The sequence below is a fragment of the Microbacterium murale genome, assembly GCF_014635185.1.
In the GTDB taxonomy this organism is placed as follows: Bacteria; Actinomycetota; Actinomycetes; order Actinomycetales; family Microbacteriaceae; genus Microbacterium; species Microbacterium murale.
Genome location: NZ_BMCM01000001.1, coordinates 948,951 through 962,306, shown reverse-complemented (window position 1 = coordinate 962,306; position 13,356 = coordinate 948,951). Strand labels below are relative to the sequence as shown.

Below are 13,356 nucleotides of genomic sequence, written 5' to 3'. Positions count from 1 at the left end.
ACGATGCGTGACGCAAGGCACCTCCGTGAGATCGCGGCAGCGCGTGATGCGGTCGGGACGGCAGATGCCCGACTTCGCTCCGCAGTTGCGGCGGCTCGTGAAGCCGGTGATTCATGGACCATGATCGGCGTCGCGTTGCGGACGTCCAAGCAGAATGCCTTCCGCAAGTACGGGAGGCAGTAGCCGAATGCTCGGTCTCACGCCCCCAGCGACAGCCCTGCGGCGAGCGCGAATCCGAGAACGGTGGCGAGGCCCGTCGACTCCTTCGCCTTGGACTGCGCGTCGGGCACCATCGAGTCGACGAGCATGACGAGCAGGGCTCCGGCAGCGAAGCCGCTGGCTCCGGCGCGGAACTCGGGGCTCACCGCATCCGCGAGTGCGTAGCCGGCGATCGTCGCGATCGCGCAGACGACGGCGACGCCTGCCCACAGCGACAGCACACGAGATCGCTTCATGCCGCCGTCGAGCAGGTCGGCGGCCGAGCCGATCGACTCGGGCAGGTTGGAGACGACGATCGCGATGACGAGGGCGACGCTGACACCTTCACCGGAGGCCAGTCCGATGCCGAGCACGAGTTGTTCCGGGATGCCGTCGAGCAGGGCGCCGACCGCGAGTGGGCCGCCGGCCGACCCCTGTGAAGCGGAGGCGCGGCGCTCGACGATGCGGTCGGCGACGTAGTAGCAGAGGGCACCGGCGGCGACGCCGACGACGAGCGGAATGGGACCGCCGAGGTTCAGCCCCTCCTCCCACAGCTCGAAGGCGATCGATGCCATCAGCGCTCCGGCGCCGAATCCGAGCACGATACCGAGCCATTTCGGCGGCCACTTGCGCAGCAGCGCGAGCACTGCGCCGATGAACAGCGGCGCGGCCGCCACCGCACCCCACAGCACCGCCTGGATCATGCGCACCTCCTCGAATCACCCTGGCACTGTCGCCCGCACCATTCCAATGGTATTCTGATGGCATGAAGGCAACCATGGATAAGGCAGGACGGATCGTGATCCCCGCAGCTCTGCGCGAGCGTCTTGGGATGATTCCCGGGCCAGTCGATCTGATCATGGACGGCACTGGTATCCGCATCGAGGTCGAGACGCACGACAACGTCGTCGAGAAGGACGGCCTGCTCGTCATCACCGGTGGCCCCACCCTGACCGATGATGACATTCGGGAACTGCGCCTTGGCAACCAGCGCTGAGATTCTGTTCGACACGAGTGCAGCGATCGCGCTGATGCTGAGGGATGATCCCCGCCACGACACCTTGCGTGAAATGACGCGCCATCTGACCCGCGGATTGGCCGGACATGCGTCGGCCGAGACGTATTCAGTGCTCACCAGGCTGCCAGGAGCATCCCGTGTGACAGCACCGAGGGCCGCGGAGATGATCCAGCGAGCCTTCCCGAATTCTGTCGCACTCGATTCCCACGTATCGGTCCGGGCCGTTTCGATTCTCGCCGAATCCGGTATCGCCGGCGGAGCCGTCTACGACGGGCTCGTCGCATTGGCCGCACGGGAGTCCGGAATCCGTCTGCTGTCCTGCGACCGACGCGCCGTTCCGACGTATCAGGCACTCGGAGTCGATGTGAAGCTCGTCTGACCTGCGAGCGGGCGATCGGCGCAGCATCCAGTCGCCCGAACGGGCGCCACGCCGCGCGCCGATAGAATGGACGCCATGTCCAAGGTCCTCCAGTCCCTGCCCGTCGGCGAGCGCGTCGGCATCGCCTTCTCCGGAGGACTCGACACCTCCGTCGCCGTCGCATGGATGCGCGACAAGGGCGCGATCCCCTGCACCTACACCGGAGACCTCGGCCAGCCCGACGAGGATGACATCGAGTCCATCCCCGGGCGCGCACTCGAGTACGGCGCGGAGATCGCCCGCATCGTCGATGCGAAGACCGCACTGGTCGAAGAGGGCTTTGTCGCACTGCAGTGCGGTGCGTTCCACATCCGCTCCGGCGGCAAGACGTACTTCAACACGACCCCCCTCGGCCGCGCCGTCACCGGCACCATGCTCGTGCGCGCCATGAAAGAGGACGGCGTCGACATCTGGGGCGACGGCTCCACCTACAAGGGCAACGACATCGAGCGGTTCTACCGCTACGGCCTGCTCGCCAACCCGCGCCTTCGGATCTACAAGCCCTGGCTCGACGCCGACTTCGTCACCGAGCTCGGCGGCCGCCAGGAGATGAGCGAATGGCTCGTCGAGCACGGCTTCCCCTACCGTGACGCCGCCGAGAAGGCGTACTCGACCGACGCCAACATCTGGGGCGCCACCCACGAGGCGAAGACCCTCGAGCACCTGAACGTCTCGCTGGAGACCGTCGACCCGATCATGGGCGTGAAGTTCTGGGACCCTTCGGTCGCGATCGAGACCGAAGATGTCACCGTGACCTTCGAAGCCGGCCGCCCGGTCGCCATCAACGGCGTCGAGTACAGCGATCCTGTGGCACTCGTGAACGAGGCGAACACGATCGGCGGACGCCACGGCCTCGGCATGAGCGACCAGATCGAGAACCGCATCATCGAGGCGAAGTCACGCGGCATCTACGAGGCCCCCGCCATGGCGCTGCTCTTCATCGCCTACGAGCGCCTCGTCAACGGCATCCTGAACGAGGATACCCTCGCGACCTACCACGAGCAGGGCCGCCGCCTCGGCCGCCTGATGTACGAGGGACGCTGGCTCGAGCCGCAGTCGCTCATGCTGCGCGAGTCGATCCAGCGCTGGGTCGGCCTCACGATCTCCGGCACCGTCACGATCCGCCTGCGCCGCGGCGACGACTGGACCATCCTCGACACCGTCAGCCCGAACCTCTCGTACGGACCGGAGAAGCTGTCGATGGAGCGCGTCGGCGATGCCGCCTTCGGCCCGGTCGACCGCATCGGACAGCTCACCATGCGCAACCTCGACATCGCGGACTCGCGCTCGCGCCTCGAGCAGTACGCGAGCCTCGGCCTCGTCGGCGGGGCCACGGGCGAGCTCGTCGGACGCGTCACCGCGGGCGAGGCGTCCGAGATCACCGGTTCCGTCGATCACGGCGACGAGAAGCTGGCGGATGCCGTCGACACGGCGTCCGAGGGCGCGGCGTTCGACTCCGGCACCGACTGACCCGCCGGTCATCAGACGCCGACAAGTGGTTCGGCGCGTTCAGTCGAGCGCGATCACCTGCCCGTCGAGGCCGGATGCGAAAGCGCCGAGGCCTGTCTCGATCGCCCGCCCCGCGTAGGTGTCGGCGGCGAGGAACGGCAGTTCCTCATTCGCGAACACGGCGCGCTCATCGGCACCGGGCCAGACCACGGCTATGACATTGCCGGTCGGTTCGGCGAGTTGAGAGCCCAGGACGAGGAACGACCTCTCCAGATTCGCGGCAGACGCGAGATCGATCGCGCCGACCATACTCGGTCCGATCCCGACGACCACATCGGCGTCGTCGGCAAGGGCTTCATCGACACTCGGATGCACGACGACCGATCCGCCACTGCGACCGGCAAAGGCGTCGATCTCGTCCAGCGCGGCCTGCTCCTGCTCGCCGATCTCGGCCGGCGCGACGACCGCAAGTCGCAAGCCGTCAGCGGCAGCATCCGTCACCGCTGACGCATCAAGCGTCGAGCCCGGGACCAGCTGGGGGTCGAGTGTCTCGGCCGACGACGGCGTGGTGTCGGCGTTCGGTTCACCCACCGCGCACCCGGTGAGCACCAGAGCCACCGCGACGAGCACGGCGGCGAGAAGACGGTGACGCATGGGTTCTCCAGGAGACACGGATGCCCCGGGCTGCAGCAGCCCGGGGCATCCTGACGGTTCAGTCGCGGTTCGCGATCAGCCGGCGACGGGCGACGAGGATGCCGCCGCCGATCAGCATGATCAGCGCGATCCCGAGGATCGTGAGCGGCAGTTCCGCACCCGTGGTGGCGAGGCCGCCACCGGCTGCGGCAGCCGCTGCCACCGTGAACTCGCCGGTGACGGTGGTGCCGTCGGCCAGCGTGATGACGATCGAGTGGCCACCCGTGGCGAAGTCCGCCGGGATGGTCCATCCGATGCTCAGCGTGCCGTCAGCCGCGACCACGAACTGGCCGAGCTCGACGGGATCGGAGTGCACCACGGCGGTCACGGACTCGTCGGCGGTGAAGCCCTTGCCCGCGAACGTGATCTTCCCACCCTGGACGGCCTCACCCGAGACCGCGATCGTGGCCTCGTCCGCCGGAGGCGTGACGACCGGAGCGTCGACGACGGTCACCGTACGGGTGGCCGAAGCCGCGTTGCCGGCAGCATCCGAAACCGTGTAGACGAGCTCGTAATCACCGAGCGTGTCGACGTCGACGGTTCCCGTGACCTCGATCGACGACGTCAGGTCGCCGTCGCGATCATCGGCGGCGGAGACGCCCTCGAGCCGGTCGAACTCCTCGCCCTGGACGATCTCGTCGTTCTCGGGAAGGGTGATCTCCGGAGCGGTGACATCGTCACGCACGAGCGTCACCTCGTCGACGACGCTGTTCACGGCATCCGATCCGTGCACCTCGCTGCGCAGGGTCTTGACCGTGATGGATGACCCGGTCACCTCGATGTGCGAGTAGTTGCGCACCTTCTCCTGGTTGATGACCGAGCCGTACCAGGCGTCAGGCGCCTTGACGTCGTAGTACTTCGAACCGCTCGCCGAATTGGCGGTGACGTAGAGCACCTCGCCCTCGCCGGCGGAGATCTCCGACTGTCCTGCGACCTCTTCGGCGTTGGCGAGCTCGCCGTCCTTGATGAGGTACGAACGGGTGTAGCTGTGGTCGTGACCCTGCAGCACGAGGTCGAAACCCAGGTCCGAGATCGCGGTCGGCAGCGCATTGCGGAGGCGCTCGATCTGGGTGTCGTACACGTGCGAGGCGACCGAGTAGATGGAGTGGTGGAACGCCAGCACCTGCCAGCTTGCCTCATCGCCGTGCTCGGCGACGACCTTCTCCATGAAGTCGATGTGACTCTGGTCGTCATCGCTGTTGGTGTTCAGCACGACGTAGAGCACGTCCTTGTACGTGAACCAGTAGTCGCCTCCGGAGGATGATCCGCTCGTGGCCGCACCGGCGTTGGGGTCGAGGTTCGGAACCGTGTAATGCTGCTCATACGCCTTGGATCCGACGTCGTGGTTGCCGTTGACCGGGACGGTGGGGATCTGCGTCATCTGCTCGGGTGCGAGGTAGTACTCGTACTCCGATTCACTGGATGCCGTGTTCACCTGGTCGCCTGCGGAGAACAGCAGCTCGCTGTTCGGGTACGTCTCGGTGGCGATGTCGAGCGTCTCGGCCCAGCCAGCACCGTCGCTCTGCGCGTTGCCGGAGGCGCCGATCTGCGGGTCACCGAAGAAGAGGAACTCGTAGTCGCCGGTGAAGGCGGTGGTCGTGAAGACGCTCGGCTCGGACCAGCCGGCCGACTCGGATCCGACCCGGTACACGTAGGAGCTGTTCTCCTCGAGGTCGGTGATGGCCGCGCGGCGGTTGAACTCGCCACTCGTGGTCGCGGCGCCGGCCGCATCGATCGTCGTGACGCCCGTGGTCGGGAAGCTCGTTGCGTCTGCACCCTTGGCGTACTGCAGCGTCTGCGCACTGTCGGTGTTCGTGTACCAGGTGACGTTGCGGCTCGTCTCATCGGAGCCGATGTTCAGCACGATGTCGCTGTAGGCGGTCGCGGGCTCTTCGCCCTCGACGACGGGCGTGAGGCTCTTGAAGTCGAAGTAGATGTCCGAGCTGCTGATGCGGTCCTGGTACAGCGCGACGGCGACGGTGTTCTCGCCCTCGACGAGGTCTTCGGCGTCGATCGTGAACGTCGAGGTGACGGGGTCGCCGTTGCTGTTGCCGGCGTAGGTGAGGTTGCGCTCGGTCTCCGTTGCGGCCTCGACCCGCTCGTCCTCGAAGCCCGCGACCTTCTCGCCGTTGACGAACACCTGAAGCGCATCGTCGTAGGTGACCGTGGCGGTCAGGCCGCTGAGCTCTGCGAGCTGCGCGCTGTCGACGTCGAACGCGGTGCGGAAGTGGAAGGTGGGGACATCGTCGGTCGTGCCCGCGATGTACTGCGAGAGCAAGGTGGTCACCGGGAAGGACGATCCGAGGCCGGTGGGCTGACCGTTCTTCGCGCCGAAGGCGCCGACGGCGCTCTTCCAGGACGACGCGTCGTAGTCGGCACCGGTCCAGACGAGGCGATCGGACGCTCCAGCGGCCGGATCGACATTGGTGTCGGAGTAGTTCCAGGTTGTGGATGCCGTGTCGATGAAGCTCTCGGGCAGCTCGTCGGCGTTCGCTGCCGAGGTGCTGAACGTGATGCATGCGGTCGCGGCCAGTGAAACTGCGATGATTCCGGCGCCGGCGCGTCTCAAGGGTTTGCGTGGAATGGGCATGTCGTCGGTTGACTCCATCTCGGATGGCTCTGGGCAGTCGGACCTGACGAGGCTAGGGAGCGCGCACTCACCTTCCATGACGTGACGGTGAGCGGTTGATGAACGCGAGGCGACGCGTAGGAGTCGCCGGCGACGACTGAGCCGGCGACGGCCAATCTTCGCTCCCGCACACACGATCTTGCACAATAGTGTGCAAGATCGTAGAATAGGTCGCATGACAGCAGCTCGCGCACCCCGCCGCGACGCGCAGGCCAATCGCGAGAGCATCCTGGTCGCCGCCCGCACCGCGCTCACCCGGGACCCCAACGCCTCGATCGACCTGATCGCCCGCACCGCTGGCCTCTCGCGTCGAGCACTGTACGGCCACTTCGACGACCGCTCCGCTCTGATCGCCGAGCTGATCCGCATCGGCGCGCAGCGCTTCAACGCCCTCGCCGAGCAGCCGCTCGCCGACGACGCCCGTGTGGCGCTCGCCCAGCTCGCCTCCAGGCTCTGGCACGAGGTCGCACACATCCAGACGGTCACCGCCATCGCGCTCGACGATGCGCACGTCGCCGACACCGCCGCCGCACTCGCGCCGCTGCGCCGGACGGTGTCGCAGATCGTGGAGCGTGGGCGCCGCACCGGCACGCTGCGCACCGACGTGCCCGGAGACGTACTCGCCCGTCTCATCGAGGAGACCGCCCGTGCGGTCGTGCGCGTCGATCTGATCGGCCCGGATGCCGCGGCCACCGCCGTCCGCGCCGTCCTGAGCATCGCCGGGCTCTCCTGGCGCGACGCCGACGCACTGCTCGCCAGGCATCCCGAGATCATCCAGACCGAGACGATCGCCACCTCGCGCACCTCGATCGAGCACGACCAGGAGGTCGACGCATGAGGATCACGCTCCACAACGTGAGCAAGGGGCGCGGCGGCCAGGCTCTGCCCCCCACGAGCCTCGAATTCCACACCGGCGCCGTGCGGTTCGCCCTGGCCGAGACCCAACAACGCCCGACGGTGCTCGGCCTGATCGCGAGCGGACGGATGAGCCCGGAGACCGGTCGAGTGACGATCGACGGCGACACGGACAATCGCCTGCTGCGGCGCACGATCGCCCTCGTGGACGCGCCGGACGTGAGCGACCCTCACGCCGACATCACCGTTGCTGGAGTCGTCGGAGAGGAACTGATGTTCGCGGGGGTCGGTGCGACGCCGATCCACGCCCGCCGCTGGCTCACGCAGCTCGGCTTCGCAGAACTGGCTTCGGTGCCGATCGGCAACGTCGACCCGGCCGCGCGCGTGCGCATCATGTGCGAGCTCGCCGTGCTGCGCAAGGGCACCGAGGGTATCGTGCTCGTCTCTCCCGACCGCCACGGCGGCAGCCCGGACGGGTGGTGGCGCATCGCGTCGGAGTTCGCCGACCGCGGCTACGCCATGCTCGTCATCATCGGCGGCTCCGCGGCCGTCGCCCTCGAGCGCATGCACGAGCTGGAGGCGATCAACGCTTCCGGTCCGATCCCCCCGCTGGTGCTGGAGCTGGCCGAGAACGACACCGACGAGGACGACCCGAACGAGGAAGGAGGCCTGCGATGAAGGTCATCCCCATGATCGCCGCCGAGCTGCGGCGCCTCACGGCGAGCCGCATGGGCATCATCGCCCTGATCGCTCTCATGTGCGTACCGATCCTCTACGGCGGCCTCTACCTGTGGGCCAATCAGGACCCGTACGCCAAGTTCTCCGAGGTGCCGGTCGCGCTGGTCGTGCAGGACGAGGGCGCCACCAGCACGAACGCCGAAGGAGCGGACGAGACCGTCAACTACGGTGACGACGTCGCCGAGAACCTCGTCGAGGGCAATGCCTTCGACTGGCAGAAGATGACGGCGGATGCCGCGACCACGGCGCTCCACGACGGCACGGTCGACTTCACCGTGACGATCCCCTCCGACTTCTCCGCAGCGTTGACGTCGGCCTCCGGTACGGATCCGCACCAGGCGGTCATCGAGCTCGAGACGAACGACGCCAACAACTACCTGGCCTCTTCCATGGGCACGCAGGCGGTGGAGAAGATCCGCAGTTCCGTCGCCCAGATGGTCGGGAGTGAAGCAGCCGAACGCCTTCTCACTGGACTCAGCGATGTGCGCGACTCCTTGTCCGATGCGGCGGACGGTGCCTCCCAGCTCGCGGACGGTGCAGCCACGGCATCCACCGGCAGCGTGACGCTCGCCGACGGGACCACACAGCTCGCAGACGGCACCGCGCAGCTCGCCGACGGAACGGCTCAGCTCGCGAGCGGCGCCTCCCAGCTCGCCGATGGTGCGCAGCAGGTCAGCGACGGCAATCAGCAGATCGCCGACGTCGCCGATCAGGCAGGAGGCATCGTGCAGGATGCCGCAGACACGCTCCCGCAGATCCGCACTGACATCGCAGACACCCTTGCATCTCAGGGACTGACGCAGGAGGAGATCGACGCCGTGCTCGCCAAACTGGATCCGCTCGGAGAGCGGCTGCAGCAGGGCAACACCACAGTGCAGGATGCTGTGAGCAGGATCGATCAGCTCGCCGCGGGCGCGGCCACATTGGCCTCGAGCGCACGCACGCTGTCCGACGGCGCCAGCACAGTGGCGACCGGCGCCAGCGCTGCGGCGACCGGTGCTGCCGCGGCGAACGACGGCGCCATCCAACTGCGCGACGGCCTCGCCACCCTCGCCGACGGCACCGTCGAACTGCGCGACGGCCTCGCGAACGGGGTGGAGCAGATTCCGGCATCCACACCGGAGTTGCGCAAGGCCCAGGCCGACACGATCTCCGATCCCTTGCGTGTCTCGAGCGACAAGGTCGCGTCGGCAGAGGACTACGGCGCGGGGCTCGCTCCGTTCTTCGCGGCACTGGCGGCCTGGATCGGCATCTACGCGTTGTTCCTGATCGTGAAGCCCGTGTCTCGCCGGGCCGTCACCGCGCTGCACTCCCCCGTCCGCATCACCCTGGCCGGCTGGCTCACCCCTGCCGCCCTCGGTGCGCTGCAGATGGTGGGGCTCATGGGCATTCTGGCGATCACGCTCGGGTTCCGCTTCGACAATGCGCTCGGCACGCTCGGGGTCATGGTGCTCGCGTCAGCGACGTTCGCGGCGATCATCCTGGCACTCAACGTGTGGCTGGGGTCGGTGGGTCAGTTCCTCGGACTCGTGCTCATGGTGCTGCAACTGGTCACGGCGGGCGGCACATTCCCGTGGCAGACCCTTCCTGCACCACTCGCCGCGCTGCATCACGTGCTGCCGCTCGGCTATGTCGTGGATGCGATGCGCCAACTCATGTACGGCGGCAACTTCGCGCGTGCGTGGTGGGATCTGGCAGTGCTCGCGATGTGGCTCGTCGGCGCACTGCTGCTCGCGATGATCGGCGTGACACGGATGACGCATCGCCGCACGCTGCGCGATCTGCAGCCGAGTCTGATCGGGTGAGTCGGCGCGATGGCGATCGAGAGTAGGCTTCCAGAGCGCGTCCCGAAACGCGCTCCTGGGAACGGTGAGACCGGATCCCGCCGGCGACCCTGAAAGAACGCTCAATGACGATCGAACCTGTCGAATCTCCTGCATCCCGCCGTCTGGGAGTCAGGATCGGCCGCATCGCCTTCGGAGTCGTCGCCGGGTTGACCGTGATCGCGGTCGCTGCGGCGTTCTTCGTGGTCTGGACGATCCAGCGGTCGTTCCCGCAGACCGCCGGCGAGATCGAACTCGGCGGGCTCGCCGCAGAGGTCACCGTGCAGCGCGACGACCTCGGCGTGCCGACCATCACCGCCGACTCCTCGCACGACCTGTTCTACGCGCAGGGCTTCGTGCACGCGCAGGATCGCTTCTTCGAGATGGACTTCCGCAGGCACGTGACATCAGGCCGCGTCGCCGAGATGTTCGGCGAATCGCAGGCCCCGACCGACATGTTCCTGCGCACACTCGGCTGGCGCGATGTCGCCGAGCAGGAGGTCGAGGCGATGGACGAGACCACGCTCGCCTACTACCAGGCATACGCCGACGGCGTGAACGCGTACCTCGAAACGCGTGACGGCGCCGACCTCTCCCTGGAATATGCCGTTCTCGGCATACAGAACCCCCACTACGAGGTCGAGGCGTGGGAACCGGCGGATTCCGTCGCCTGGCTCAAGGCGATGGCATGGGACCTGCGCACGAACATCGAAGACGAGACCGAGCGCGCACTTCTGGTCGCCGAGGTCGGCGACCCAGCGGTCCCGGCCGAGAGCGTCGATCTGCTCGAACAGCTCTACCCCGCGTATCCGTTCGACCAGAACCCGGTGATCGTTCCCAAGCTGTCGACGGTGCCCGCCCTCGAGGCGGCAACGGATGCCGCGCCCGCCGCCTTCTCGACGGATGCGGGTACGACCGACGATTCGCAGGTGCAGACCGCGGTGTCCACGATCGAGTGGCAGGACGCCGACAGTGTCGTCGCGGCGGCGAGCATGCTGGTCGGAGATGTCGGCGAGGGCATCGGATCGAACTCGTGGGTCGTCTCCGGTCAGCTCACCGAGAGCGGCATGCCTCTCCTGGCGAATGACCCGCACCTGGGGTCATCCCTGCCGTCCGTCTGGTATCAGGTGCAGCTGCGCTGCTCAGAGGTCACCGACGAATGCCCGTTCGACGTCGGCGGCTTCTCGTTCTCCGGCCTACCGGGCATCGTGATCGGCCACAACGCCCAGGTGGCCTGGGGCTTCACGAACCTCACGACCGACGTCGCCGACCTCTACATCGAGAAGGTCGACGGAGATGAGTACTGGCGCGATGGCGCCCTCGTGCCGCTCGACGTGCGCGAAGAGACGGTCAAGGTCGCCGGCGGAGACGACATCGATCTCACCATCCGCTCGACCGTGCACGGTCCGATCATCTCCGGCCTCACCGATGACTTCACCGCCGTCGCCGACGGTCAGGTCGCGGCAGACGGCGACGCCCTCACCCAGGGAGAGACGGATGCGTCAGCCGCACTCTCGGGCGAGTACGCCGTGAGCCTTCGTTGGACGGCGCTGGATGCCGGCAGCACCGCGACCGCGATCTTCGCCCTCGCCACGGCTCAGGACTTCGAAGACTTCCGGTATGCGGCATCGCTGTTCGATGTGCCGGCGCAGAACCTGATCTACGCTGACGTCGAGGGCAACATCGGATACCAGGCGCCCGGCCGTCTGCCGATCCGCGGCGCAGGTGACGGATGGATCCCGCAGCCCGGTTGGGACAGCAGCTATGACTGGACCGGGTTCATCGACTTCGAAGAGCTGCCCGTCTCCTACAATCCGAGCTCGGGATACATCGTCACGGCGAACAACGCGATCGTCACGGACGACTACGACCACTTCCTCTCCCGCGACTGGGACTACGGCTACCGCGCCGCTCGGATCACCCACATGATCGAACGCCGCGCAGCGGCGGCACCGCTCACCGCGCAGGACATGCGCGACATCCAGAACGACAACGAGATGTGGATCGGCAAGAAGCTCGCGGCGGTCGTGGCCGACATCGAGGTGAAGGGCACCGGCCCTGAAGACGCCATCGCGCTGCTGCGCACCTGGGATGCGCAGAACAACGCGGATTCGGCAGCGGCCGCCTATGCGAACGTGCTGTGGTCGAACCTGGTGCTGAACCTGTTCGAGCAGCGCGAGAAGCCGCTGCCGCACGACGGTCAGGGCCGCCTGTTCACGGTGGTCTCGGCGCTGCTCGACGACCCGACCGACCCGCTCTGGACGAACGAGAACATCGACGTCTCCGGAATGGAAGAGATGCTCGCCCTGTCTGCCGAGCAGGCCTACGACGAGCTCGCCGGTCTGCAGGGCACGGCGGTCTCGCGATGGAACTGGGGCGACCTGCACGCCATCACGCTGAAGAACGCCACGCTCGGCTCATCCGGCATCGCCCCGATCGAAGCGCTGTTCAACCGCGGACCCTATCCCGTCGGCGGCGGGCCGTCGGTCGTGAACGCCACCGGCTGGGAACTCGGCGAGGGATACGCCACGACCACCGTGCCCTCCATGCGCATGGTCATCGACCTGTCGGACTTCGACGCGTCGACGTGGAATCACCTGACCGGCGCCTCAGGGCATCCGTTCCACGCGCACTACGTCGATCAGACCGAGAACTGGTCACGCGGCGTCCAGACGCCGTGGGCGTTCACCGCGGATGCCGTGGATGAGGCGACCGTCGACACGCTGGTGCTGGCGCCGACGGACTGAGCACCGGCATCTCGGCAGCCGCCATCAGACCTCTTCGGTGAGCTCGATCGGTCCGATCGCGGGCGGCGCGGCATCGGCCGGAGTCTCGACCGTCTCGACATCGTCGTCCTTGCCGGTCAACCTCGCGACGGCTTCGGCGAACTGCTGCTCCAGTGCGAGGAACGCCGCCGGCACGTCACCCGCGGCGAGCGCGTCGAGCAACTGCCGATAGGTGTCCGAGACAGAACGGCGAACGGTGTAGCCGCCCGGGTCGCTGAAGCTGGCGATGCGCGTCTCGATCGCGAGCGTCGCCATGTACTGCGTCAGTCTGCGACTGCGCGCCGAATCGACGAGCTCTCGGTGGAACTCGATGTCGGCATCGCCGATGGCGCGTGCATCCGTCCCCTCGCTCACGGCGACCAGCTCGGCATACGCGTTCTCAAGCCTGTCGAGTACCGACGCGGCACCCGACCTGATGATCAGCCGCACGGCCTGGGCCTCGATGGCAAGGCGCGCGTCGTACACGTCGGCGACGTGCTCGGGGCCGATGACGCTCACTCGCATGCCGCGGCCTGGGGATGCGGTGAGCAGCCCCTCCTGCACGAGTCGCTGGGTGGATTCCCGCAGCGGGCTGCGGCTCACGCCCAGCTGCGACGACATCTCGACCTCGCCGATGGGGCTGCCCACCGGCAGAGCGCCGGTGAAGATGGCACTGCGCAGTTCGGCGGTGATGAGGTCGACGGTCGACGGTCGCGCGACGCGCACCATTGAGATCGGCGAAACCGCGCGAGGGGTGTGTGAAGCCATGT

11 protein-coding genes are annotated in these 13,356 nt (G+C 67.4%); 7 read left to right on the top strand and 4 right to left on the bottom strand.

Annotation, left to right across the window (positions count from 1 at the left end):
- Positions 1-197: 197 nt before the first annotated feature.
- Positions 198-902, bottom strand: a complete 705-nt coding sequence (locus tag IEV67_RS04660) for a ZIP family metal transporter (RefSeq protein WP_033105532.1) — start codon at positions 900-902, stop codon at positions 198-200.
- A 62-nt stretch (positions 903-964) separates the two neighbouring features.
- On the opposite strand from IEV67_RS04660, the gene IEV67_RS04655 reads away from it, so the two are divergent.
- The 3 genes from IEV67_RS04655 to argG all read left to right on the top strand — a co-directional run bounded on the left by IEV67_RS04655 (position 965) and on the right by argG (position 3,104).
- Positions 965-1,195, top strand: coding sequence for an AbrB/MazE/SpoVT family DNA-binding domain-containing protein (locus tag IEV67_RS04655; protein ID WP_229702722.1), 231 nt, complete (start codon positions 965-967; stop codon positions 1,193-1,195).
- Positions 1,155-1,595 carry a PIN domain-containing protein gene (locus IEV67_RS04650; protein WP_306440974.1) on the top strand — a complete coding sequence of 147 codons (441 nt, stop codon included), beginning with the start codon at positions 1,155-1,157 and terminating at the stop codon, positions 1,593-1,595. Before IEV67_RS04655 ends, IEV67_RS04650 begins: the two co-directional genes overlap by 41 nt.
- 75 nt (positions 1,596-1,670) lie before the next feature.
- Entirely contained in the window at positions 1,671-3,104 is a 1,434-nt protein-coding gene (gene argG / locus IEV67_RS04645; protein WP_188435369.1) for an argininosuccinate synthase, read from the top strand.
- A gap of 39 nt (positions 3,105-3,143) precedes the next feature.
- Here argG and IEV67_RS04640 read toward each other — a convergent pair whose 3' ends face one another.
- Both IEV67_RS04640 and IEV67_RS04635 read right to left on the bottom strand, forming a co-directional pair.
- The gene (locus IEV67_RS04640) at positions 3,144-3,737 is read right to left on the bottom strand and encodes a type 1 periplasmic-binding domain-containing protein (RefSeq protein ID WP_188435368.1); all 594 of its coding nucleotides are present in this window, start codon (positions 3,735-3,737) and stop codon (positions 3,144-3,146) included.
- Between the two features lie 58 nt (positions 3,738-3,795).
- Positions 3,796-6,384, bottom strand: coding sequence for an immunoglobulin-like domain-containing protein (locus tag IEV67_RS04635; protein WP_229702720.1), 2,589 nt, complete (start codon positions 6,382-6,384; stop codon positions 3,796-3,798).
- Between the two features lie 196 nt (positions 6,385-6,580).
- Here IEV67_RS04635 and IEV67_RS04630 point away from each other — a divergent pair, with 196 nt between their 5' ends.
- From IEV67_RS04630 to IEV67_RS04615, 4 genes are all read left to right on the top strand, one after another.
- Positions 6,581-7,243 (top strand): TetR/AcrR family transcriptional regulator, encoded by a 663-nt coding sequence (locus tag IEV67_RS04630; RefSeq protein ID WP_188435366.1) that lies wholly within the window; start codon positions 6,581-6,583, stop codon positions 7,241-7,243.
- Entirely contained in the window at positions 7,240-7,938 is a 699-nt protein-coding gene (locus tag IEV67_RS04625; RefSeq protein WP_188435365.1) for a hypothetical protein, read from the top strand. The genes IEV67_RS04630 and IEV67_RS04625 overlap by 4 nt, the downstream gene beginning before the upstream one ends.
- Positions 7,935-9,803 (top strand): YhgE/Pip family protein, encoded by a 1,869-nt coding sequence (locus tag IEV67_RS04620; RefSeq protein WP_188435364.1) that lies wholly within the window; start codon positions 7,935-7,937, stop codon positions 9,801-9,803. The genes IEV67_RS04625 and IEV67_RS04620 overlap by 4 nt, the downstream gene beginning before the upstream one ends.
- A gap of 104 nt (positions 9,804-9,907) precedes the next feature.
- A complete protein-coding gene (locus tag IEV67_RS04615) occupies positions 9,908-12,568 on the top strand; it encodes a penicillin acylase family protein (RefSeq protein WP_188435363.1) in 2,661 nt (886 codons plus the stop codon).
- A 24-nt stretch (positions 12,569-12,592) separates the two neighbouring features.
- On the opposite strand, the gene IEV67_RS04610 is transcribed toward IEV67_RS04615, so the two are convergent.
- Positions 12,593-13,354: a GntR family transcriptional regulator gene (locus tag IEV67_RS04610; RefSeq protein WP_188435362.1), complete on the bottom strand. Its 762-nt coding sequence runs from the start codon at positions 13,352-13,354 to the stop codon at positions 12,593-12,595.
- Positions 13,355-13,356: the final 2 nt, after the last annotated feature.